This is a genomic window from Uliginosibacterium silvisoli (genome assembly GCF_036017035.1).
In the GTDB taxonomy this organism is placed as follows: domain Bacteria; phylum Pseudomonadota; class Gammaproteobacteria; order Burkholderiales; family Rhodocyclaceae; genus Viridibacterium; species Viridibacterium silvisoli.
This window is the reverse complement of the sequence record NZ_JAYXHS010000001.1, coordinates 350,558-371,377: the sequence shown is the minus strand read 5'-3', so window position 1 is coordinate 371,377 and position 20,820 is coordinate 350,558. Positions and strand designations below refer to the sequence as shown.

Here is a 20,820-nt window from a genome sequence, read left to right as displayed (position 1 = left end):
TGGGTAAAACATCGACGGAACTCAAGGACTGGATGCGTCGCGGCAGACGCGCGTGCGCCGCGCCTGCCGCGACAATGTGCGCGGCGAATGGATCGCCGCGCATGGGTGCCGGACGATCAGTAGATCTCGAACTCGGAGATCGAGGGCTGGCCCGAGGCGCTGGTCACGAATACCCGCACCGCCGTCGTACTCACTGCGCCGAAGCCATAGCTCTTCGCCGCACCGACGCTGGTACCGGTGGCGAGCGTGGTCCACGTGGATCCATTGAGGTACTCGACGCGGTGTCCGGTGATGCGGCTTGCATACTCGCGCAGCGTCACGCTACTTACTGATCTTGCCGAGCTGAAGCTGATGCGCAGCCAGGTGCCGGGGCTGCTGTTGCTGGCCTCCCAACGCGTCGCGGTATTGCCATCGTTCGACATCGCCGCAGTCCGCGAGCTACCCGACTGGCCCGACGCCGTGGCGGTGCCGCTCAATGCCAGATTTGCGCCATTGGGTGCGGACGAACTGCTCGACGACGAGGGCGTGCTTGAAGAGGAACTACTGGAGCTGCTCGACGAACTTGAGGAAGAGCTTGAGGAGGAGCTGGAAGGTGTGCTGCTCGAAGACGAACTGCTTGACGAGCTGCCACCTCCGCAGCCTGCGGCGACCGCGACGGCTTCCTTCAAGCCCTTGCCGGCACCGGCGGTAGCCAGCGTGATGCACTTGGCGCGGATCCCGGGGTAGGCGGTATACGCGTACGGCACGGCTGCCGGATAGGGCTTGGTGGTCTGCCAGTCGTCGGCGTTCTTCTTGGTGTCGGAGTCGGTGGTCCAGGTAATGCCGTAGCTGGCGAAATCGGACGGGCTGGCGATGTTGTTGTTACGCAGGTCCCAGTAGCCGATGGTGCTGCTGTAGCGGGCGACTACCGGATTGTTGGAGTTCTCGAAGTAGTTGCCCTCGATGAGCATGTTGCCGTTCACCCGCGAGTTCATGCCACTGCCTACGACGCCCGTGTAGTAGTTGTTGTACATGTGGTACAGGCCACCCCGATTCATCGGTGCCCGCTCCTGTATGTTCTTCACGATGTTGTACGCCCAGGTGACCTGACGCGTGGTCGACACATCGCTATCGCTGGAGCCACCGAGGCTCACCTTCTGGTGGTCGCGCAGCAGGTTGTAGGAGATGGTGATATTGGTCGCGCCGGACTTGATGTCGATCATGCCGTCGAAGGTCGTGTCGTCACCCGGCGTGCCGGAGCAGTGATAGTTCTGGCTGTAGAGCTCGTTGTGGTCGATCCAGACATTGCTGGCCGAGCCCTCGATGCCGATGATGTCGCCATCCGAAGCGCCGCCGGGCAGCAGCCCCATGGTCATGTTGCGCACGGCAATGTTCTTGGCCGTGCCTTTGATGCGGATGCCGAAGTTTGCCGACGATCCATCTGCGCCAAGAATGGTGATGTCATTCTTGTTCTGGATCGTCACCTCCTGCTTGGACTTGCTCCATTGCCCACAGATGTTCGCGAGGATGGGGGCGGGGTCAAAACTGCCGGTGTACTGGATGACCAGACCACCGCTGCCCGAGTAGTTGTTGATGGCGGTCTGGATGGCGGACATTGAACTGGCAACAACGGGTGTTGCGCTACCGCCGCCCGTTACGTTGCCTGCATAGCCGGGTACTGCTGCGCCAGCCTGGAAAGCTGCGGCCAGTGCCGCAAAGGCCAGCGTGCTCCTGAGAGTGAGATGCGTCATGACTAGGGTCTCCTTTGGTTGTTTTCACAAAACCCCCGGGGTGCCCGCAGTCCTTGTTTGTTGCCTTCCTGATCGTTGTGTGGGCGCGGCAGTGTGTAAGACTTTTCCGTGAACTGCAACGTGGAAAGCAGCAATCATTTTTCAGGAAAATGGTCTATGGATAGCCTCCCCGAAATGCATAAATTGCGAAATTCCGGAATATTGGAATTGCGTTTCCATGGAGTCAGAGGCGAGGAGTGAGAACGAGCGGAGCGTCTGGCCAAGGTGGCCCGTGAAAAGATGACGCCTCCCTTGCCAGTGAGGCAAGGGAGGCGTCAGGCGGCGAGACGATGGATCAGTGAACGATGCGCTCGGGGCGGTTGAAAAGCGTGCGCAGTTCCCCCTCTACCGCTTCGAGTCGGCGGCGTTGGCTGGCGGAGAGGGCGTCGCCCGCGCGATCCATGTAGACCTTGAGTCGTGACATGGCGGCGCGGAACGATGCGCTCTCGCGTGACTCGCCGGGAGATGCGTGCTTGAGTGCCTGCGCGATGCGCCGGGGGTCGGTCTGCGCAAAGAGGCTGTGCTCCGTGTCGAGTGCTTCGACCCGTCCGGCGACAGCCTGCTGACCTCTTCTGGTTCTCTGTTGTGGCATTGCGCTCTCCTTGCCCATCGGCTGCGATCCTGTCTCGCTGACGCGAGGCGTGATGTCCGGCTGTATGTCAGACTGCGTGCCGGCCCGCCTCGTCGCGTGTACGACGGATGTCGCAAACCTTGTTCCCGTTGGTGTGCCGGAACAGCATTTGCAGCGGGCTTTGAGAACAACGCGTGAAGGACGGACATGTCAGCTGATATTCCCTATGCAGAAGTCGCGCCCACGCGCGACGAGATCGACGCCATGACGGGCCCGGTGGTGGTTGATTTCGGCACGAACTGGTGCGGCTTTTGCCGGGCCGCCCAGCCCTTGATCGGTCAGGCCTTCGATGGCTATGCGGGTGTGCGCCACATCAAGGTGGAGGACGGGCAGGGCAGGCGCTTGGGGCGGAGCTTCAGTGTGAAGCTGTGGCCCACCCTGGTGTTCATGCGCGATGGCAAGGAAGTCTCGCGACTGGTGCGTCCGGGTAGCGTCGACGAGATCGCACGCCAACTCGCGACGATCGACGCGCCCGGAGTGTGACGCGAGGGGACAATACAAGGAGAAAGGGCCCGCAGATTCGTCGGGCCTTTTTTCTGATACATGCGGCGAGGAGCGTGCCTATTGCATGAACCAGCCGTGACTGACGACTACGGACTGGCCGGTCAGCGCATTGCTCGGGAATGAGGCAAACATCAGGGCAACCTGCGCTACATCGTCCGTGGTGGTGAACTCGCCATCGACGGTCTCCTTGAGCATTACGTCCTTGATGACCTGCTCTTCGGTGATGCCCAGCGTCTTCGCCTGTTCCGGGATCTGCTTGTCCACCAGCGGTGTGCGCACGAAGCCGGGGCAGATGACATTGGCACGTACGTTGTGCGCGGCACCTTCCTTGGCAATGACCTTGGCGAGGCCGATGAGGCCGTGCTTGGCCGTGACGTAGGCCGACTTCAGCTTGGATGCCTCCTTGGAGTGCACCGAGCCCATGTAGATGATGGAGCCACCCTTGCCGGAGGCATACATGTGCTTGATGCAGGCCTGGGTGGTGAGGAAGGCGCCGTCGAGGTGGATGGCCAGCATCTTCTTCCAGTCGGCAAACGGAAACTCCTCGATGGGATGCACGATCTGTATGCCGGCATTGCTGATGAGGATATCGATGCCACCGAAGGCATTCACGGCCTTCTGCACCCCTGCATTGACCTGCTCCTCGCTGGTGACGTCGACCGTGACGCCAATCGCCTGAGCACCGGTCTTCACGAACTCGGCCGCGGTCGCCTCGGCCGCCTCCTTGTTCAGGTCGGCAATGACGATCTTCGCGCCTTCACGTGCGAAAACGACAGCGATCTCGCGACCGATGCCGCTGGCCGACCCGGTGATGAACGCGACTTTGTCTTTCAGCAACATCTTCGACTCCTTGTGGGTTCAAATGAATGCAGCGCCGCAGAGGCGGGCTGCACGTGAGGGTTCATTGACGCAGTCCATCAACGTCAATGGCATGGATTCATTTCGGCTTGCCTGTTTGCAGGCGGCCGCTCGCGCCCTGGCCGGGTTGCAGGTGATCGTGGGCCAGGTCGTAGACGGTGACGCCATCATCGACGGCGGATTTCCTGAGCAGGTCGGGGTGCTCGATGGTGCGATGCATGTCGCGTCGGCCTGATTCCCAGTGTTCGAGTACGGAGCGGCGAGAAAATTCGTAGTCTTTCGACTCCAGCTCGAAGCGGCTCTGGCGGTAGATGAGATGCACGATGTCGATGTGCGTCGTCTGGTTGGCCGCGGCGAGCTGCTTGATGTCGTCGCTCTCGCGCTCCGCCTCCGGCAGCATGGCGATCAGCTTGAGCAGGGTCTTCTTGTTGCGCTGGATCTGCGCCAGCTTGTCAGTGTTGAAGCGCGTGCGGCTCGAATACATGATGTCCTTGTGGCGCGACATCACGTTGCCGATATTCGTCGGCATCGCGCCTCGCGCGCTGAACAGGTCTACCTGGGCGATCAGGATCTTGGCGCCATCGCGTTTATCGAGCACGTATTGCAAGGGGGTATTGGAAACGATGCCGCCGTCCCAGTACGGCTCGCCATCGATCATGACAGGCGCAAAAGCCGGCGGCAGCGCACCGCTTGCCATGATGTGCTCCGGGCCGATCTTCTGGAAATGATTGTCGAAGTACACCGAGTTGCCGGTGCGCACGTTTGCTGCGCCCACTGACAGGCGCAGCTTCTTGCTGTTGATGAGGTCGAAGTCGACCAGCCTTTCCAGCGTGGCCTTGAGCGGCGCGGTGTCATAGAAACTGAGCGCCGCGTCGCTGCCTTCCGGTTGCAGGAAGGGCGGTGGCATACGTGGCTTGTAGAAACCTTCAACGCCGAAGGTGGAAGCAACTGCTGCGTGGAATTGATGGTTCAGGCTGCCATGGCCCTCCCACCACATGGGAATGCCACTGGAGCACGACGAGACGAGATCCCAGAACTCGCGCAGGCGCTCAACGCGTCTGGCCGGCGGGTTGCCAACGATGAGGGCCGCGTTGATGGCGCCTATGGATACCCCGGCGACCCAGTGCGGCTCACGTGGAAACTTTGCGATCTCCTCGAATACGCCGGCCTGATACGCACCTAGGGCGCCGCCGCCCTGCAGCACCAGCACGATGTGCTCGTGATCGATCTTGAGCGTTTCATGGACTGTCAGTTCACGCTCGCTGGCCAGCTTGCCTGTCATATCAACGCCCTCGCTTTGTCGCAGTGCAATACATTAGCACGCAGCTTGTGACAGCGAGATTGGGGCTTTGTAACGACAGTTTGCAGCGGCGTGATTGCGGTGCCTTGCCGCCGGATGAAACGTGTCAGGCGGCGAGTTCTGCGGCGTGGCCTGCTGCCGCGAGCGGCCATTCATCGACGACCGGATCGGATTGCTGCTGGCGGTCCAGCCCGGTGGGCGAGAGCAGTGGTTCCTGGATGCCGACCGGCTCGATGGCGACAGGGCGGGGCGGTGGCGCGCCGTAGATCATGCCGAACAGCAGGGCGATGAGGACTGCCAGCGTGCGGCTGGCAAACAGCAGGCTGCCTTGCACGAAGGCGTGCAGCTCCCGGTGCAGTGTGCGCGCATGGGCGGCGAGCGAGGCAGCGCTTTCCGAGGCTGCGGGTGTGAGCCTGGGGGTGAGTCTTGGGGCAAATAGCATTTCGGGTACCTCTGTTTCTCTTCCGCACCGGAGCCGTCTTGGCCCCGGTGCGCGGAGCAAGGTCAGTGCGTAAATAATGCAATCAGGATGACGAAAGGAAGCGGAACACCTAGCAGCAGCAAGAGGATCGAACGCATGGCGGGAACTCCTTTTTAATGGGTATGAATGGGTGAGAGATGGTGTGGATCAGCGTTCCGCGATCACTGCAGCTTGTCGCGCAAGCGGCCACCGAACAAAGCCATCAGGCTGGCCAGGAAGGCGCCGGCAAGCAGCGCGACGAACATCCACAGTGCGGCGTAGGCGGTCGCCTTGCGAGTCTTGTCGGCGGCCTCCCTGGCGTGCGTCTCGGCGGCGCTGATCAGGTTGGTCACGCGTGTGTAGGTGTCGGCCACACGCTTCTCCGCATCCGCCTGGCTGAGGCTGGTCTGCCGCGCCACAAGCTGGCCGATGTAACGCTTGTCGTCATTCGGCAGCTCACCCTGGCGGATGTCGTTGGCCAGCACCTTGGCCACTTCCACGCGCGTCGCTGGGTCGAGTTGCGTCACGACAGGCGCCTCGGAACGGAACAGCGAATCCACGTAGTAGCCCACGGCGTCTGAACCTGCGGACGAGTTGCGCGAGATGGCGCTGGTTGCCGTTGCCTGCACGGTGGTTTGCGCCACCGCCGCCCCCGCCCGTATCGAACCGCCCAATGCTGCCGTGACGGCGGTCGACAGGAAGGCCGCCGTCGCCAACGAGGCAATGGCCCAGGCGAGGAAGCCATGCGCGGTGTCGCGGAAATAGACTTCATCGGCATGCACGTGCGTCCAGCGCGCGCGCAGGCGGCCTGCGAGGTAGCCCCCGAGCCCGGAGGCCGCGAGTTGCGTGAAGGTCAGCCAGAGGATCGTCGAGGTGCCGATCGTGCCTGCGCTGGCACCGGTGTTGGCCCACGGTGAAATGGACGATAGCCCGAGGCCGAAGCCGAGGATGACGAGGATCAGGGAGAGTGCAGCGGCGCCCGCTGCGCCAGCGAGAACTGCGGCCCATGATATGCCGTTGGCGTTTCTTGCATCGACGTCAAGCGGCGCGAGTTCTGGCAGGGTCTGGGGAGAGAGAATTGATGTCGCCACGGTGTGTGCTCCTGTTGTTGTATGTGTTTGAGCCTTTGTCATAAGTCTCACAGGCAGCATCAGCACCCGGCGTGCCTGAAATCCAGGTGCTAAAGCAGCAGGAGTGCGGGGGATGAAGGAGCTCGTCGCTGCGTGCGGAGGAGGCGAGGCCTGCCTAGGTGCGGAGCTTGCTGCGACCTGCGTATCAGCCACGCATCGCGCTTTCATTCGCGATTTCATTTACGTCAGGAGTTCAAGTATGGTCACCATCCTTCGCCCGCACCGTCATATCCCTCGTGATGATGAAATAGAGGTCGCACCGGCGGAGTCGCCGGACACCGACGCCCCAACAGAGTCCGCTGCGCGCAAAGGCATCGAGCTCGGTAAAAAAGACAGTACTGAAAACGTTGGTAGCGGAACGGCCAGCGGACCCGGTGAAGGGCCCAATCCGACGGCCTGAGCGTGCGCGTCGCCCGCGCGTCTCGGGCTGAGAGGCCCGTCGCTGCTGCGTGCGGGGTGCTGGGCACGCTGCGTGCTGATGAGCTCCGTATCGATTCATCACGAGCCATGTTTCGAATCAATTCGAGCTCACTCAGAGAGGGAAACACCATGTCTTCAGCACTTCGTACCGAAAGCAATCGTCCTGCGGTCACCAACCGTAACCGCGCTGGCAAGAAAGCCAATGCCGCCCAGGCCTATGTCGCCCGCATCGCCAAGCAGCTGGCGAAGTCCGGCATGCTGGCCGACATCCTGAATGGCGGGCAGGACGTCCATGCCAAGCTGCGTCACGTCGCCCCAGAAGTACGTGAGGAGCTCATCAAGATCGCGCGTGCCGTGCGCTACGCATTGCTGCAAGGCGGCGATGCAGGACTCGGCTCACGCGCCTGATCTTTCACCTGAGGCATTTCTTCCTGCGGAAGAAGCGTAGTTGCGTGCTGCCTGACGTCGCGGATTGATCCGGCTGACGCCTGCCGACAGCGCGTGGAGGTACAAGCATGTCGCAATGGAGTAATGCCCGGAACATCCTCTGCGTACGTCTCGACGGCATGGGCTCGGTCCTCATGACGACCCCCGCGTTGCGCGCACTCAAGCAGGCCGTGCCCGATCGCTCGCTGACCTTGCTTACCTCGCCCGCGGGCGCCAGCGTGGCGGCCTACCTGCCCGAGGTGGATCAGGTCATCACCTACGACGCCCCCTGGTTGAAGGGCGCCAATACGCACGACGCGATGGCGGACAAGCGCATGATCAGCCGCCTCGATGCGGCCGACTACGACGCAGCCGTCATCTTCACCGCACGCGGCGAGAACGTCCTGCCTGCTGCAATGCTGTGCCTGATGGCGGACATCCCCTTGCGTCTTGCGCACAGCGCCGAGAACCCGCATCTGCTGCTCACCGACTGGGTGCGTGAGGCGAAGGACAAGCGCACAAGCGATAAACACTACGGACGTCATGTCCGCCACGAGGTGCAACGCCAGCTCGATCTGGTCGCGTCGATTGGCGCACGTGCGCAGGACCAGAGGCTCGGCTTCGCCTTGAGCGATGCGGATCACGGCAGCCTGATGTCCAAGCTCCGCCGCCGTGGCGTCGATCTGGAGCGCCCCTGGCTGGTTCTGCATCCGGGCACGCTTGCAGCGGGCGAGAGCGTCGCTGATTTTCAGGATGTCGAGCAGCGCGGTTTTGAAAAATATGCGGCCACGCTGCAAGGGCTTCAGTCGCACCTCGATTGCCAGATTCTGCTGACCGGCGGTGCGCAGGAGATACCGCTTTGTCATGCCTTGCAGGAGAGCGGCGATTACGGTGCAACCTCTCTCGCTGGCGAGTTGAGTCTGGGCGAGTTCGGCGCGCTCATCGCCCATAGCGCCGTATTGCTTTCCAACGGCTCGGCTTCGGTGCACATCGCAGCGGCAGTCGGAACGCCAGTGGTCGATCTGCAGGCGCGCATGCAGCCGCAGCAGACGCCGTGGCAGGTGCCCAGCCGCGTGCTGAGCACGGTGGATGCGCAAGGTGATGCAAGCGACTGCCTGGCGCGGCTTGATCCGCAGGACATGATCAGCGCCGTCTGTGAGCTCTGGCAAGAGCGGGGGCAACAGCCTGCCCAGCCGCATCGCGCGGCCGCGGCAAGCCGCGCCTGAGCGCGTGCACATGCTTCCCCTCCAGAACGAACATCCGGCAGAAATTCGCACCCAATTCGTGGGCACGCGCATTGCGTATCGACGGCATTACCCCTGAAGGAGTCGTCATGCAACAAATGTCCAAACAGCCCGCGCCACAGGAGTTCGTCTACCTGCTTCACGCCGCCGTTAAACCGCCCGCAAATTCTTCAGCAGAGGTGCCAGATCTGAGCGATACAGAAGAAGGCAAGGAGAGCGTCGAAGACGAGGAAGATGAAGAGGACGATGGCGGCCTGAAGGAAATCAATTTCGACGACTGATCCACCGCCACCAAGGCCAGCAATGGCAATCGAGGGGCGATGGAGCTGCGATGGAAAAGCGAGTGCGGCCAGCGCCGAGTGCCCTTGCAGATGGCCCTGGTTGTCGCGCATCACCGGAGGTAAGGAACATGCCCACACATACTGCAGACAAGCCCAGTGCTGCGCCACTGGCACAGGACGACGAGCCGGAGCACGACGGCAGTGAAGACCCGGGCGTCGGGCTCGAGCTGACCCGCAACGCCGGCGTCAAGCTACCGCTTTCGCCAAGCACCGCGGAACACGTCGACGTACGTTCGGTGCGGCATGGCGGGCTTCCTGTTGGCGATGGCGGGAAAACGGAAACCGTGGGTGTAGGCGAAGGCGCGACGGTCAGTCACGTCCAGCGTCCTCGTCCATGACGACAAAGCAGTCGACAACAGGAAGGAGACAAAAATGTCATTCGCACTCTACATGCTGGGATTTGCCTTCGTCATAGGCGGCGTGGCCTGGGCGCTGGTGCTTGCCGGCCTCTCCACGCAATACGTAGTAATCGTGTCCATCATCCTGCTGGGGGTCGCCGTGCTGACCGGTGTGACGCGCACGCGACTCAAGGATCCTCCATGAGGAGGCTGGGCGATAGCAGGGCAGTGGTATTGCTGCCCTGCTAACCAGGTGTAGCCGGATTGACCAGCAAAAAAGTGGCCGCTTCTGCATGAAGCGGCCACTTTTTTGGGATTACATGCTTGATTCTCTCTATTTTCCCTGACGTCCGTCCTTCCCGCGAGCGCGGGAAGGACGGACGTCTGCGCATGATCAGGATTTCAGAACATGCCCACGGAGGCAGGCATGTAGTTCCTTTTTCCGCGGCAAGGGTGGTCGGTTGCGGCGTCAGTCCTTCACCGATTCAAGCAGGTCCGACATGTCTTCCGCGTGCTCCTCTTCGGTTGCCAGAATGCCTTCCAGCATGCGACGCGTCGTCGGGTCATTTTCGCCGACGTATTGGATCAGGTTGCGGTAGCTGTCGATGGCAATCCGCTCGGCGACCAGGTTTTCCTTGATCATCTCGCCGAGGCCACTGCACTCGACATAGTCGGCGTGGCTGAGGGAGCTCAGCTTGTCCGGGTTGAACTGTGGCTCACCGCCGAGTTGCACGATGCGGGCAGCAATCTCGTCGGCGTGCCCTTGTTCCTGCAGCGCATGCTCCATGAACTCTGCGGCAACGCTCTTCGAGTGGATGCCTTTGGCCATGAAGTGATGGCGGCGATAGCGCAGGACACATACCAGTTCAGTGGCCAGCGCTTCGTTGAGGCGACTCACCACCGCATCGCGATTGGCGGCATATCCGGCAGTTACCGCGCCCTCGTCGATATGCTCGCGGGCTTGCTGGCGTAAGGTTTCAATTTCACGGGGTTTGGTTTCGGTCAGCATTGTGTCAACTCCTGTTGGGGGCGAGGCAGAAGCGCTTCGCCCCAAGTGCTGTGATCAGATCTGTCCCATCAATACGAGGACAAGGATGACGAGCAGGACGAGGCCCAGTCCACCCGATGGGCCGTAGCCCCAGGAGCGGCTATGTGGCCAGGCCGGTACGGCACCCACTAGCATCAGCAGCAATACGATCAGCAAGATTGTTCCTAAGGTCATGTCACTTCCTCCGGTGCGTGCCCGTCGTGAGATTCCGTCGTCGGGCTACAGGCGGCGCGCGAAAAGCGCATCGCCGGTCATGGTTCGAGATATGTAAAAAGCATTTGTAATGAGTGCTCTTCTACGTACTACAGCAGGAGTTCAGCAAATATCGCTCCCGCTGTGAGAGGCCTGACAGCACGGATATTCCGTGAAGAGAGCCGCGCGACGAGCGAGGCTGCAATAAAAAACGGCCTGCATATCAGGCCGTTTGTTGTGTCGCGCGAGCAGGTTCGGGAGGTCCATTGGCGGCCTCCATTGCTGCCTGTTGCGCCCTCGCTGCAGCGTCTATTTGCAGGCCCTGGATGTAGGGCCCGAGCAAGGCATGTACGCTGGAAATGATCGGCCGTGCAATCGCAAGATAGTGCAGCAGCAACTGCAGGATGCCGGGGGATTCCACCTCTTCTTCGAGCGCTTGCCGTGCAGCATGCTGCTGGCGTTCCGCAGGCTCTGGCCGGCGTTTGCGTGTCAGCTCGCCGAGAATGAAACCGCTGCCAGCGCCCCACAGCAAGACGTCCGGCGAAGTGAGGCGTTCGCGAACGGACGCATCTACCGCCTGGATGTCTTCATGAAGCTGTCGCTGGCGTTGTGTGAGCTGCGACTCTGCCGCTTCCAGCTGACGCAGCAGCGAAGCGTCCTGACCATTCATTCCGAATATCATGGCGACCCCTTGCCGGCTGGCGATTCGTTGCTGTCACCGCCTCCGAGGCTTCTCAGCGTTGCCGGGAAGCCGAGATTCCTGCTGGTCTCGATGATCACCTGATAGAGCACGTAGGCAATGCCGAGGTTGACGGCGATTGCCATCAGCATCGCGAAGACGATGCCGATGCCGCCGCTGACCATCAGCATGACGCCGATTGCAACCAGCATCAGCCAAGCGCTGACCAGCAGCACGGCGAGCACGACGCTGGCAGCGATCATGTTCACCAGGCTCTGGCCCGCGAGGCGCGTCTCGAGAGCGATGATGCGCAGATGGTCGTGCGCCAAGCCGCGCAGCGAAGTCCCCAGCGACCTCACATTGTCGAAGACGCCGGGTGCGTCGCCGGATGGCTTGTCATGCGCATGCAGCGCGGCAAGCTCATCCGGGGAGAGTTCTGCTCCCATCACGCAGAGACTCAGCGCGAGCTGCTGCTCAGCAGACGGCTGAGCAAGAAGCCTACGCCTACTGCAATGCCAACCGTTGTCAGCGGATGTGCGCTGACGTAGCTGCGTGCCGAGCCGGTCAGCTTGACCTGTGCATCGCGGATCTGTGCGCCACGTACGCTCAGCGTATCGGCTGCACTGGCGGCCACGCTGGCCAGACGGTCAACCGCCTGATGAGCTCCGTCGGCGATGCGATCCACGGCGGGGCGCGCTGCGTCCGCTGCCTTGTTGATGCTGTTATGCACGCTGTTCGCGCCGCTGTTGATGCTGTTCGATCCGTCGAATTTTCCAATAGCTTCCATGGTTCTTCTCCTTGAGTATCTAGTGATGAAACGAGATCGAAAGTGACCCCGCTTTCCGGCGCAGGTCGTATTCCGCGCTGTCACCGGTCGGGTATTCATGTCCCCGTACCGACATGCAGCAACTTGCGCTCCCGGGACTAACGCTCGCGCGAAATGGCTGCGCACAGGCATGGCCCTGGCGGTGTCGGGCGTTGCGGATGGCGGGGTACGCGGGGCGCGTTCTGCTATAGATGAGGACGCTCGGGCTGTAGCGGACGAGAGAGGCGGGGGCGTGACTACACCGCATAAGGGACGCGCGCTTTGTACACGGCGGTTGTAGCGACAAGCGGAAAAGGCTGTTGCGGTTTGCAATCGCCGGGCGGGGATGCGGTGTGAGTAAGCGCGCCGTCCGCTGCGCAATACGTTGCGGCATGCAGCCGCAGCAAGGTGAATCAGTTCAGGTGGGTGCGAGCGTGCTTGCGCAGCAGATTTAGCTGCGCCAACACCTGCGGCACATAGCGCTGGGTCTCGGCGTAGGGCGGGATCTTGCGGCCGTACTTCATCACGGCTCCTTCGCCGGCATTGAAGGCGGCCAGCGCCAGATGCACGTCGTTGTTGAACATGACGAGCAGGTCGCTGAGGTAGCGGGCGCCACCGTGCAGATTCTGCTTCACGTCGTAGGCGTTCTTGACGCCGTAGCGCTGCGCCGTAGCGGGCATCAACTGCGTCAGGCCCATTGCGCCCTTGGGTGAGCGTGCACGCGGGTTGTAGCGGCTCTCGACCGAGATCAGTGCAGCGAGCAGGGCGGGCTCGAGCCCATACACCGAGGCGATGGCATCAATGTCAGGCCGCATGGCAGCGGGCGGTCTGCGCAAAACATCGGGGCGCCAGTCCATCGAAATGCCTTTGGGGCCGTTCGGGTCGCGCCAGAAAAGCGTGGCACGGGGGTCGGTCTTGCGATCCGAGAAATTCGGTACGCCGTTGTCATCGATGAAAGTGTAGATGTCGGCTGACGCCGTCTGCACGTCAGCGAAGAGCACCAGCGCAAATGCAGCGCGCAGGAGCGTACGGCGCATCGACACGGCCGGCATCAGTAAGCGCGACGGTCGGTGAAGACCACCAGTAGCGTCTTGATGATGATCCAGAGATCGAGCGTGATCGACCAGGAGCGCAGGTATTCCAGATCGTGTTCGATGCGCTTCTCCATCTTGTCGATGGTTTCCGTTTCGCCGCGGTAGCCGCATACCTGAGCCCAGCCGGTGATGCCCGGCTTCACCTTGTGGCGCACCATGTAGCCCTTGATGAGCTTGCGATAGGTTTCGTTGTGCGACACCGCATGCGGACGCGGACCGACGATGCTCATGCTGCCGCCAAGCGAGTTGAAGAATTGCGGCAGCTCGTCCAGCGAGGTTTTGCGCATAAAGGCGCCAAAGCGCGTTACGCGCTGATCGTTGCGCGTAGCCTGGGTTACGACTGCACCATCTTCGCTGACCGTCATCGAGCGGAATTTGTAGACCACGATTTCCTTGCCATCCAGACCATAGCGACGCTGTCTGAAAATGATCGCTCCCGGCGAAGAAAGTTTCACGCCGATCGCGCAGATCAGCAACAACGGCGAAATCAGCACGATGATGACGAGGCTCAGCACGATGTCCGTGAGGCGCTTGAGCATGCCGTTGAAACCGGTAAATGGCGTTTCGCAGACGGCCACGACCGGCATGCCGTTAATGTTGTCCATGCGGCCCTGGATCAGGTCCGTCACGAAGATGTCCGGCACAAAGAAGATCGAGGCCGTCGTGTCCTTGAGCTCCTCGAGCAGATTGAGGATGCGTGGTTGCGTCGCCATCGGCAGCGCCAGATAGATGTGCTCGACGTGATGCTGTTTGACATAGGCCGACAGCTGCGACAGGTTGCCGAGAATGGTGGTGTCGCCCAGGTTGGACAGGCGGGAGCGGCTGCGGTCGTCAAAGAAACCCAGCAGGCGTATGCCCAGATACTGGTTGTCGAGAAACTGGCGCGCCAGCATCGTGCCGATGTCGTTGCCGCCGACGATCACTGCCGTGTTGTGATTGCCGTTGGCGAGTACGCGCGGCAGAACCTGCAGCGCAATCTCGTGCGTCGCCAGCAGTACAAAGAAAGTGGCGCCGATCCAGCCAAACAGGATCTTGTCAGGGAAGAAGCGCTCGTAGCCGCTGGCATAGCCGAACGCCAGCAGGATGCTGGCAATCAACGCCCAGTTCATCACCGTCTTGCGCATCATGCGACGACGTCCCTCCGACAATTGCAGCGTGCCGGGGAAGGACAGAGAGAACACGATCAATGACAGCACGACATAGGGCGCGTCAATGTTTTCACCATAAAACAGCGTCGTGGCAAACAGGCACAGGACGATGGTAATCGGGTCGATGAAAGCTTCGACCGCGTGTGACAAGGTGAAGTGCGCTCGTGCAAGGCTGCGATGTCGTGAGCGATCCAGGGCTGCAAGCATGGCTGTTACAGATACGTATGAGTTGATGTTGCTACAGCGCTTGGCTCTTTGTAGCCTGTGCTCGATGCACCTGCTGATGGTAGAACGAGAGCTGCTTCGCCTTTAGCTGGCGGGCGAGCCTAATATCCGGTGAGGCAGCGTGGCGGCCAAGTACGAAAGTCTGATCGGTTGAAGGCTACGCCAAGCGGACAATGCTTAGCGTGTTACCGATCACGGCGCCCTGCAATTCTTCCCCCGAAGAATCATTGATTGCCAGTCTAATCCGCTTTCATGAGGGTTTTCTTAAATCCGGCCTTGACCCGATTTGCCTTGAAAATGATCGGACTTCTGGCAGTAAGCCAGCGTTAACAAAGCCTTGGCATAATGCAGACGATGAAAATAATAGCACGCAGTCCCCGCCTGTTCTGGCGCATGTGGCTCTCTCTGTCGCCCACCGTAGCATTGCTTGCCTACAGTGGTCTGGCGACGGCGCGTGACGGGAATGTCTTCGGGCTGACCCTTGCTGAGACTCTGCAGTACGACACCAACCCCATGCGGGTGGCTTCCGAAACGGATAATCGGCGCGCCCTCAATTCGGATCGGCGGGACGATTTCATTTCTTCGACTACCGCCGCGCTGACGGCCAGCAAGCAACTCGGCCGTCACAACCTGTACGGCGAGTTGTCGCAGACTTACGTGGTTTTCCAGGAGTTCACCCGCCTCAATTACACCTCGGAGAACTCGCGTGTCGGCTGGAGCGGCGTGTATGGGGCTGAGAATAACTGGGATGCCTATTACCGCCATACGGTCACGCATAGCGACTTTGCCGACCTGCAATTGGCACTCACCAATCTCGTGACGAGCGATACGCTGGGGGCCAGATTGTCGCAACGCATCGCGACGGACTGGCTGTTCCGGCCAGAGGTTTCGCAAAACAAAGACCGCAATTCAGCAGACATCAAGAAGGGTGGCGACGGCACCACCCGCAATGTATGGCTCAATCTGGGCTATCGGCCGTATACGGCCAACGTACTGGAAGCTCAGTACCGGCTGTCAGAACGAGAATACGTCTACGGTGGCGGTTATCGTCAGAATGAGCTGGGGGCGTTTGGTAGCTGGGGCGGCAATACTGCGTCAGCCTTTGAGTTGCGGGTGGCCCTCGTGGAGCAGCGGGCAAAGAGCGGCAGCGCCAGCCAGGGCGTAGGTGACTTTCACCAAGTCGTAGGCCATGCCAACTATCGCTGGCGTCCAACCGGCGCGTCGACGCTAAACTTCCGCCTCTTCCGGGAGATATCCACCATCAATTTCGGGACGGATCAGGATGCCGTGGCGCGCGGCGGCACTGCCAGCTGGAGCTGGACGCCACTGGCGAAGGTCAAGTTCGACACCATCTTTGATTACCGCAAGCGCGAATTCCCGAATACCACGGTGATCGATCCCGGCTCGCCAGGCTCGAGGATTACCGTTCACGACCGCACGCACTACGTTTCGCTGGGGGCAACCTATGTGCCGACACAAGCGCTGACTGTGCAAGCCAATGCACGAACAGAAACGCGGCATGCGGACCCGAGCTATCTCGGTTACGAAGACCGGGTGTACTCCCTTACCTTGCAGTACGCGTTCTGAGGCAGGGATTCCCTGCATCAGTCAGGCGTGTTGATCACCCCTGGCTCGCGAATGGCTGAATGGTCTGGACGAGCGGTGGCATGAAGTTCGCTTAGAGCTCCGGGTCGCAAACGCATCTGAGCATCGTAGCTACCATGAAAAAAACCATAACTATTCTTGTTTCTCTCTTTGCGCTCGCCCTTCCGGCCGCGCAAGCTGCGCAGGTGCGCCTGGATGGCGCCACTTTTGACGTCATCTACGACGACGCCTTGCTGGGCCTGTTCGGCACGCCGACGCTTCTTGGCGACTCGCTGATCTTTACGCCGACGACCTTTTCGGCGCTGTCGTCCAGCGCTAACTGGGCATTCACGAACGCCACCATCGGCTTGACGCTGGTGGCTGACAGTGGCTTCACCCTCAGCAGCGTCAATCTCGTCGAGCATGGAAATTATCTGAAGTTCGGCGGCGGTGGCACCGTATTCGCTGCAGGTCAAACCAGTACCTTTGACTTCCGCACGCCAGGCACCGAAGTGAGCTCCCTGATTTCGGGCGCTGAGTCTTCGGTGCTCAGCGTGCATGATCTGCCTGTGGTTACAAGCTGGGAAGCCACGTCGGCGCAAAGCTTTGCCGCAGGCGCGACGGAAGTTCACTACACCCTGCAGAGTCTGTTGGCGGCCAATGCCGGTGGCGCTGGTGGTCTGGCGTTCATCGAGCAGAAGTATCTGTCGCTGACCACCGTTGTCAGCGCTGTGCCGGAGGCCAGCCAGTACTCCATGCTGCTGGTTGGCTTGGGCTTGATGGGCGGTCTCTTCAAGCGTCGGCGCTCAGCCTGATTGCCTCGCTGTTTCTCGAAAAAGGCGCCGATGGCGCCTTTTTTGTTTGCAGCAGCCTCGCGCAAAGGGCTCCAGGGCTTGCCGAGGGGCGGTTACCTGGCCTGTGCGGCGGTGTTGATTCCATTTTTTTACACAGGAACGCTCTGCCGTGTAGTACGTCCGCCCTCGTTTGTTCACACTGGAAAGATACGCGCCGGGGCTAATTCATTGCTTTTTCGGGACTTTTAAGAAAATAGAAGATCAAGTGACCGATCTCAAAGGGACAAAGGCGAAGCTGGTGGTTCTTGCTGGAAGAACAAAACCAAGAATAGTGTCGACCGTTTTTACATGCCAAGGCGTAGCGTCGCTTCCTGCGACCTGCAGGTGTAGCGATTCAAATATTTTCAGCGTGTTTTACAAAAAAACACCCTTGTTACCGGGCTCGGCGCGGCTTCAGTGCCGTGAAATGTGACACCGTTTGTTACGTCGTAGCGGTGTAACATCCGGCCGTTACGCTCTTGCGCCTGAATGCAGTCTTCTGGCGATGACTGCAATTTCCCACAAATTTCGAGGTTTCAATGAACGTCCTGCTTCGCGGTGCTGTGCCTGGTTTATTGCTCATTACCTTGCTCTCTGCGTGTGGCGCGAAGAGTGAAAAAGCTGCCACGCAAGTTGCTGCAAAGGTCAATAACAGCGAGATTTCAGTTCATCAGATCAACTTCGTGCTGCAGCGGGCAAACGTCAAGCCGGAGCAGCAAGAAGCCGCTCGCGGGCAAGCGCTGGAGCGCCTGATCGATCAAGAGCTGGCGGTGCAGAAGGCCACCGAGAAGAAGCTTGATCGCTCGCCGGAAGTGCTGCAGCAGCTCGAAGCGGCCAAGCGCGAAATCCTGCAGCGCGCCTACCTCGAGGGCCTGGTGCAAGACGTGCCCAAGCCGAGCGAGACTGAAGTGAAGGATTACTACGCGGCGCATCCCGAGTTGTTCTCCAATCGTCGCATCTACAGCTATCGTGCCCTCGGCATCCAGATGCCTGCGGACAAGATTCCCGTAGTCCAGGACATGCTGGCTAAGAACAAGTCCCTTGAAGAAATCGTTGCCTGGACCAAAGAGCAGAATCTCCGGGCCGTGGCCGATGGCGCGACCAAGCCCGCCGAACAAATGCCCATGCAGCTATTGCCGCGCCTGAGTCAGTTGAAAGACGGTCAGGTCGTACTCTTGACTGGCAATGGTGGTGTCGAGTTGATTCAGCTGGTGCAGTCAAAGTCCGAGCCAGTCGATCAGGCTCGTGCCACACCAGCAATCCAGCAGTATTTCGTCAGCATGCGCAAGAACGAGCGTTTGCAGAAGGAAGTCAAGCATCTGCGTGACGAAGCCAAGCTGGAATACGTAGGTGGCTACAAGCCGCCAGTGGCAGCTTCTGCACCCGTTGCTGCACCAGCTTCTGCAGCGCCGGCCGCAACTGGCAGCGCTGTGGCTGCCGATCTGGAAAAAGGCATCGCAACGGGCATCAAGTAAGCAAGCTGCATCGGCGGCGTGCGTACGGCGCGCTGGCTGCCTACAGCATCAGAACAAGCGTCGAAGAACTGCAATCGGGACAAGATGAAATGAAGCGTTTTATTGCTGCCGTGATGCTGCTGTTTGGCATGGCGAATGTTTTTGCCGTTGAGACACCCACTGACTATGTGCTCGGCCCTGGTGACGTGATCCGCGTCAGCGTATTCCAGAACCCTGACCTGACTACCGAAGCGCGCGTCTCGGAAAGCGGCAGCATCAGTTTTCCGTTGCTGGGCAGCGTAGCGGTGGGCGGCAAGACGCAGGCGGGCGCAGAAGGCGCAATTGCAAAAGCCTTGCGCGATGGCGGCTTTGTCCTGAAACCACAGGTCACCTTGTTGCTGACACAGATTCGCGGCAGCCAAGTGGCCGTGCTCGGACAGTTCAATCGGCCCGGTCGCTATCCGCTGGAGACGGCTAACCTGCGTCTCTCCGACATGATGGCCACGGCGGGTGGTATTGCACAAACCGGCGGTGACACGGTTGTCGTTAGCGGCGTGCGTGATGGCAAGCAATTCAAGAAAGAGGTTGATGTCACCGGAATGCTGCGCAAGGGTGATGCTTCCCTCGACATCCCTCTGCAAGGCGGCGACACCATCTTTGTCGATCGCTCCCCTGTTTTCTATATCTATGGCGAAGTCCAGCGGCCCGGATCATTCCGCCTTGAGCGTGACATGAGCGTGATGCAAGCCTTGGCCAGTGGCGGCGGCATGACTTTGCGCGGCACGCTGCGTGGTCTTGAAGTCCACCGCCGAGACCCGAACGGCAAGGTTCAGGTCATTAAGCCAACGCTCGCTGATGTGTTGCAACCGGACGACATTGTCCTGGTCAAGGAAAGTCTGTTCTAACAGGCGGTTTCAATCGAGTGCATTCACCGGATATCGCGTCATGAGCTTCCATCAATTACTTCTCGTACTGCAAGCGCGTTGGCGTCTTGTTGCGACGATTGCCCTTGCTGTGGTCGGCGTCGTTGTAACCATTAGCCTGATCCTGCCAAAGCAATATACGGCCGAAGCTTCGGTGGTGATCAACACGAAAGGCATGGATCCGATAAGTGGCGTCCAATTGCAGGTGCTGCCCAGCTACATGGCAACCCAAGTTGACATTATCAATAGTGATCGTGTTGCGCAGCGTGTCGTCAAGACGTTAAAGCTTGATCAGGTACCGGCTTTCCGGACCCAGTGGGAAGAGGCTACCAAGGGGAAGGGTTCGTTTGAATCGTGGCTGGGTGAGTTGTTGAACAAAAAGCTGGAAATCAAGCCTTCCCGGGAAAGCAACGTTATCAACATCAACTTCAAATGGCCCGATGCAAAGGCTGCGGCGGCCTTGGCAAACGCTTTTACCCAAGCGTATATCGATACAAATCTCGATATCAATGTTGAGCCCGCAAAGCAGTACGCCACGTTCTTTACCGAGCGGCTCAAAGTCATGCGTGCGGACGTTGAGGCCGCACAGAAGCAGCTCTCCGACTTCCAGAGAGAAAACGGAATTACAGCGGCTGACGAACGCCTCGACGTTGAAAGCGCCCGTCTTCAGGAGTTATCTACTCAGCTAGTTGCTGCTCAATCGCAGCGCATGGACAGCGCTTCACGTCAGCAGCAGGCGGGCAACAAAAATGCGATGTCTCCTGAGGTGCTGCAAAACCCATTGATCGCAAATCTCAAGGCAGATCTTTCACGAATGGAGTCGCAGCGTGATGAGATTGTGCGGCGCCTTGGCAAAAATCACCCGGATTACCAGCGAAGCGAAGCGGATATTGCTGCCCTCAAAGACCGCATAGCACAGGAAAGTGCACGCGTCGTGACGTCACTTGGCACCAGCAATCAAGTTAACTTGCAACGTGAGGCCGAACTGCGGGCAGCGCTTGATGCGCAACGGAAGAAGTTGCTGCTGCTGAAGAATCAGCGCGACCAACTCACGGTCCTGCAAAACGACGTGCTGGCCGCTCAGCGGGCTTATGACACTACCTCACAACGTCTGACGCAGTCGAGTCTCGAGAGTCAGACACAACAAACCAACATTGTGGTTCTCAACGCAGCCACGGAACCTGCTGATCCATCCAGTCCAAAAATATGGCTTAACACTTTGCTGGCTATTGTTATTGGGGCTTTCTTTGCAGTGATTGCTGCACTTTTTGCGGAGCTGAGAGATCAACGTGTTCGCAGCCCTTCAGAGCTAACACGATTGCTGTCGGTTCCGATACTGACGAATGTTCCGCGTAGGCCGCAGCCATCAAGAAAATTCTTCGGCGGATTTTTCCGCCGTCCCGCTTGACAGAGG

General features: G+C 60.0%; 25 protein-coding genes. 12 read left to right on the top strand and 13 right to left on the bottom strand.

The genetic code is table 11. The features are described from left to right. Positions 1 to 116: 116 nt before the first annotated feature. Positions 117 to 1,730, bottom strand: coding sequence for a pectate lyase family protein (locus tag VVD49_RS01775; RefSeq protein WP_327597409.1), 1,614 nt, complete (start codon positions 1,728 to 1,730; stop codon positions 117 to 119). Positions 1,731 to 2,064: 334 nt separating this feature from the next. Further along, positions 2,065 to 2,361, bottom strand: a complete 297-nt coding sequence (locus VVD49_RS01770; protein WP_327597408.1) for a DUF3175 domain-containing protein — start codon at positions 2,359 to 2,361, stop codon at positions 2,065 to 2,067. A gap of 186 nt (positions 2,362 to 2,547) precedes the next feature. Between VVD49_RS01770 and VVD49_RS01765 the strand changes: the two genes are divergently transcribed. Next, a complete protein-coding gene (locus tag VVD49_RS01765) occupies positions 2,548 to 2,883 on the top strand; it encodes a thioredoxin family protein (RefSeq protein WP_327597407.1) in 336 nt (111 codons plus the stop codon). Positions 2,884 to 2,961: 78 nt separating this feature from the next. On the opposite strand, the gene VVD49_RS01760 is transcribed toward VVD49_RS01765, so the two are convergent. From VVD49_RS01760 to VVD49_RS01745, 4 genes are all read right to left on the bottom strand, one after another. After that, entirely contained in the window at positions 2,962 to 3,744 is a 783-nt protein-coding gene (locus VVD49_RS01760; RefSeq protein WP_327597406.1) for a 3-hydroxybutyrate dehydrogenase, read from the bottom strand. Between the two features lie 97 nt (positions 3,745 to 3,841). Further along, positions 3,842 to 5,044, bottom strand: coding sequence for a patatin-like phospholipase family protein (locus VVD49_RS01755; RefSeq protein ID WP_327597405.1), 1,203 nt, complete (start codon positions 5,042 to 5,044; stop codon positions 3,842 to 3,844). A 124-nt stretch (positions 5,045 to 5,168) separates the two neighbouring features. After that, positions 5,169 to 5,504, bottom strand: a complete 336-nt coding sequence (locus VVD49_RS01750) for a hypothetical protein (RefSeq protein WP_327597404.1) — start codon at positions 5,502 to 5,504, stop codon at positions 5,169 to 5,171. A 200-nt stretch (positions 5,505 to 5,704) separates the two neighbouring features. After that, positions 5,705 to 6,613 (bottom strand): hypothetical protein, encoded by a 909-nt coding sequence (locus VVD49_RS01745; RefSeq protein WP_327597403.1) that lies wholly within the window; start codon positions 6,611 to 6,613, stop codon positions 5,705 to 5,707. Positions 6,614 to 6,725: 112 nt separating this feature from the next. Here VVD49_RS01745 and VVD49_RS01740 point away from each other — a divergent pair, with 112 nt between their 5' ends. The 6 genes from VVD49_RS01740 to VVD49_RS01715 all read left to right on the top strand — a co-directional run bounded on the left by VVD49_RS01740 (position 6,726) and on the right by VVD49_RS01715 (position 9,626). Next, entirely contained in the window at positions 6,726 to 7,052 is a 327-nt protein-coding gene (locus tag VVD49_RS01740) for a hypothetical protein (RefSeq protein WP_327597402.1), read from the top strand. A 149-nt stretch (positions 7,053 to 7,201) separates the two neighbouring features. Continuing rightward, entirely contained in the window at positions 7,202 to 7,480 is a 279-nt protein-coding gene (locus VVD49_RS01735) for a hypothetical protein (protein WP_327597401.1), read from the top strand. Between the two features lie 107 nt (positions 7,481 to 7,587). Beyond that, a complete protein-coding gene (locus VVD49_RS01730; protein ID WP_327597400.1) occupies positions 7,588 to 8,724 on the top strand; it encodes a glycosyltransferase family 9 protein in 1,137 nt (378 codons plus the stop codon). 107 nt (positions 8,725 to 8,831) lie between these two features. After that, entirely contained in the window at positions 8,832 to 9,023 is a 192-nt protein-coding gene (locus VVD49_RS01725) for a hypothetical protein (protein ID WP_327597399.1), read from the top strand. Positions 9,024 to 9,151: 128 nt separating this feature from the next. Next, on the top strand, positions 9,152 to 9,421 hold the full coding sequence (locus VVD49_RS01720; protein ID WP_327597398.1) for a hypothetical protein: 270 nt from the start codon (positions 9,152 to 9,154) through the stop codon (positions 9,419 to 9,421). Positions 9,422 to 9,455: 34 nt separating this feature from the next. Continuing rightward, positions 9,456 to 9,626 carry a hypothetical protein gene (locus VVD49_RS01715; protein WP_327597397.1) on the top strand — a complete coding sequence of 57 codons (171 nt, stop codon included), beginning with the start codon at positions 9,456 to 9,458 and terminating at the stop codon, positions 9,624 to 9,626. Positions 9,627 to 9,890: 264 nt separating this feature from the next. Here VVD49_RS01715 and VVD49_RS01710 read toward each other — a convergent pair whose 3' ends face one another. The 7 genes from VVD49_RS01710 to VVD49_RS01680 all read right to left on the bottom strand — a co-directional run bounded on the left by VVD49_RS01710 (position 9,891) and on the right by VVD49_RS01680 (position 14,594). Continuing rightward, positions 9,891 to 10,430, bottom strand: a complete 540-nt coding sequence (locus VVD49_RS01710; protein WP_327597396.1) for a ferritin-like domain-containing protein — start codon at positions 10,428 to 10,430, stop codon at positions 9,891 to 9,893. A 54-nt stretch (positions 10,431 to 10,484) separates the two neighbouring features. Further along, on the bottom strand, positions 10,485 to 10,643 hold the full coding sequence (locus VVD49_RS01705) for a DUF3309 family protein (protein WP_327597395.1): 159 nt from the start codon (positions 10,641 to 10,643) through the stop codon (positions 10,485 to 10,487). Positions 10,644 to 10,884: 241 nt separating this feature from the next. Further along, a complete protein-coding gene (locus VVD49_RS01700) occupies positions 10,885 to 11,343 on the bottom strand; it encodes a hypothetical protein (RefSeq protein WP_327597394.1) in 459 nt (152 codons plus the stop codon). Continuing rightward, on the bottom strand, positions 11,340 to 11,789 hold the full coding sequence (locus VVD49_RS01695; RefSeq protein ID WP_327597393.1) for a hypothetical protein: 450 nt from the start codon (positions 11,787 to 11,789) through the stop codon (positions 11,340 to 11,342). Before VVD49_RS01695 ends, VVD49_RS01700 begins: the two co-directional genes overlap by 4 nt. Positions 11,790 to 11,797: 8 nt before the next feature. Next, complete coding sequence (locus tag VVD49_RS01690; protein ID WP_327597392.1) at positions 11,798 to 12,127, bottom strand: glycine zipper domain-containing protein; 330 nt, start codon at positions 12,125 to 12,127, stop codon at positions 11,798 to 11,800. A gap of 431 nt (positions 12,128 to 12,558) precedes the next feature. Continuing rightward, on the bottom strand, positions 12,559 to 13,182 hold the full coding sequence (locus VVD49_RS01685) for a lytic transglycosylase domain-containing protein (protein WP_327597391.1): 624 nt from the start codon (positions 13,180 to 13,182) through the stop codon (positions 12,559 to 12,561). A 14-nt stretch (positions 13,183 to 13,196) separates the two neighbouring features. Continuing rightward, the gene (locus tag VVD49_RS01680) at positions 13,197 to 14,594 is read right to left on the bottom strand and encodes an undecaprenyl-phosphate glucose phosphotransferase (RefSeq protein WP_327597390.1); all 1,398 of its coding nucleotides are present in this window, start codon (positions 14,592 to 14,594) and stop codon (positions 13,197 to 13,199) included. 372 nt (positions 14,595 to 14,966) lie between these two features. Here VVD49_RS01680 and VVD49_RS01675 point away from each other — a divergent pair, with 372 nt between their 5' ends. The 5 genes from VVD49_RS01675 (at position 14,967) to epsF (ending at position 20,814) form a co-directional block, all read left to right on the top strand. Continuing rightward, positions 14,967 to 16,199 (top strand): hypothetical protein, encoded by a 1,233-nt coding sequence (locus VVD49_RS01675; RefSeq protein WP_327597389.1) that lies wholly within the window; start codon positions 14,967 to 14,969, stop codon positions 16,197 to 16,199. Between the two features lie 134 nt (positions 16,200 to 16,333). Further along, entirely contained in the window at positions 16,334 to 17,011 is a 678-nt protein-coding gene (locus VVD49_RS01670; RefSeq protein ID WP_327597388.1) for a PEP-CTERM sorting domain-containing protein, read from the top strand. Between the two features lie 557 nt (positions 17,012 to 17,568). Further along, positions 17,569 to 18,504, top strand: coding sequence for an EpsD family peptidyl-prolyl cis-trans isomerase (locus tag VVD49_RS01665; RefSeq protein ID WP_327597387.1), 936 nt, complete (start codon positions 17,569 to 17,571; stop codon positions 18,502 to 18,504). A gap of 89 nt (positions 18,505 to 18,593) precedes the next feature. Further along, positions 18,594 to 19,388: a polysaccharide export protein EpsE gene (gene epsE, locus VVD49_RS01660; protein WP_327597386.1), complete on the top strand. Its 795-nt coding sequence runs from the start codon at positions 18,594 to 18,596 to the stop codon at positions 19,386 to 19,388. Between the two features lie 40 nt (positions 19,389 to 19,428). Further along, complete coding sequence (epsF, locus tag VVD49_RS01655; RefSeq protein WP_327597385.1) at positions 19,429 to 20,814, top strand: chain length determinant protein EpsF; 1,386 nt, start codon at positions 19,429 to 19,431, stop codon at positions 20,812 to 20,814. The last annotated feature ends 6 nt before the right edge of the window (positions 20,815 to 20,820 follow it).

What these genes read in the sequence shown, in the direction of transcription:
- VVD49_RS01690 (WP_327597392.1), bottom strand. Translation starts at nt 12,127, where the DNA reads ATGGAAGCTATTGGAAAATTCGACGGATCGAACAGCATCAACAGCGGC.
- VVD49_RS01685 (WP_327597391.1), bottom strand. Translation starts at nt 13,182, where the DNA reads ATGCGCCGTACGCTCCTGCGCGCTGCATTTGCGCTGGTGCTCTTCGCT.
- epsE (WP_327597386.1), top strand. Translation starts at nt 18,594, where the DNA reads ATGAAGCGTTTTATTGCTGCCGTGATGCTGCTGTTTGGCATGGCGAAT.
- VVD49_RS01670 (WP_327597388.1), top strand. Translation starts at nt 16,334, where the DNA reads ATGAAAAAAACCATAACTATTCTTGTTTCTCTCTTTGCGCTCGCCCTT.
- VVD49_RS01675 (WP_327597389.1), top strand. Translation starts at nt 14,967, where the DNA reads ATGAAAATAATAGCACGCAGTCCCCGCCTGTTCTGGCGCATGTGGCTC.
- VVD49_RS01720 (WP_327597398.1), top strand. Translation starts at nt 9,152, where the DNA reads ATGCCCACACATACTGCAGACAAGCCCAGTGCTGCGCCACTGGCACAG.
- epsF (WP_327597385.1), top strand. Translation starts at nt 19,429, where the DNA reads ATGAGCTTCCATCAATTACTTCTCGTACTGCAAGCGCGTTGGCGTCTT.
- VVD49_RS01765 (WP_327597407.1), top strand. Translation starts at nt 2,548, where the DNA reads ATGTCAGCTGATATTCCCTATGCAGAAGTCGCGCCCACGCGCGACGAG.
- VVD49_RS01705 (WP_327597395.1), bottom strand. Translation starts at nt 10,643, where the DNA reads ATGACCTTAGGAACAATCTTGCTGATCGTATTGCTGCTGATGCTAGTG.
- VVD49_RS01710 (WP_327597396.1), bottom strand. Translation starts at nt 10,430, where the DNA reads ATGCTGACCGAAACCAAACCCCGTGAAATTGAAACCTTACGCCAGCAA.
- VVD49_RS01715 (WP_327597397.1), top strand. Translation starts at nt 9,456, where the DNA reads ATGTCATTCGCACTCTACATGCTGGGATTTGCCTTCGTCATAGGCGGC.
- VVD49_RS01740 (WP_327597402.1), top strand. Translation starts at nt 6,726, where the DNA reads ATGAAGGAGCTCGTCGCTGCGTGCGGAGGAGGCGAGGCCTGCCTAGGT.
- VVD49_RS01770 (WP_327597408.1), bottom strand. Translation starts at nt 2,361, where the DNA reads ATGCCACAACAGAGAACCAGAAGAGGTCAGCAGGCTGTCGCCGGACGG.
- VVD49_RS01665 (WP_327597387.1), top strand. Translation starts at nt 17,569, where the DNA reads ATGAACGTCCTGCTTCGCGGTGCTGTGCCTGGTTTATTGCTCATTACC.
- VVD49_RS01760 (WP_327597406.1), bottom strand. Translation starts at nt 3,744, where the DNA reads ATGTTGCTGAAAGACAAAGTCGCGTTCATCACCGGGTCGGCCAGCGGC.
- VVD49_RS01725 (WP_327597399.1), top strand. Translation starts at nt 8,832, where the DNA reads ATGCAACAAATGTCCAAACAGCCCGCGCCACAGGAGTTCGTCTACCTG.
- VVD49_RS01775 (WP_327597409.1), bottom strand. Translation starts at nt 1,730, where the DNA reads ATGACGCATCTCACTCTCAGGAGCACGCTGGCCTTTGCGGCACTGGCC.
- VVD49_RS01750 (WP_327597404.1), bottom strand. Translation starts at nt 5,504, where the DNA reads ATGCTATTTGCCCCAAGACTCACCCCCAGGCTCACACCCGCAGCCTCG.
- VVD49_RS01680 (WP_327597390.1), bottom strand. Translation starts at nt 14,594, where the DNA reads ATGCTTGCAGCCCTGGATCGCTCACGACATCGCAGCCTTGCACGAGCG.
- VVD49_RS01755 (WP_327597405.1), bottom strand. Translation starts at nt 5,044, where the DNA reads ATGACAGGCAAGCTGGCCAGCGAGCGTGAACTGACAGTCCATGAAACG.
- VVD49_RS01730 (WP_327597400.1), top strand. Translation starts at nt 7,588, where the DNA reads ATGTCGCAATGGAGTAATGCCCGGAACATCCTCTGCGTACGTCTCGAC.
- VVD49_RS01700 (WP_327597394.1), bottom strand. Translation starts at nt 11,343, where the DNA reads ATGATATTCGGAATGAATGGTCAGGACGCTTCGCTGCTGCGTCAGCTG.
- VVD49_RS01735 (WP_327597401.1), top strand. Translation starts at nt 7,202, where the DNA reads ATGTCTTCAGCACTTCGTACCGAAAGCAATCGTCCTGCGGTCACCAAC.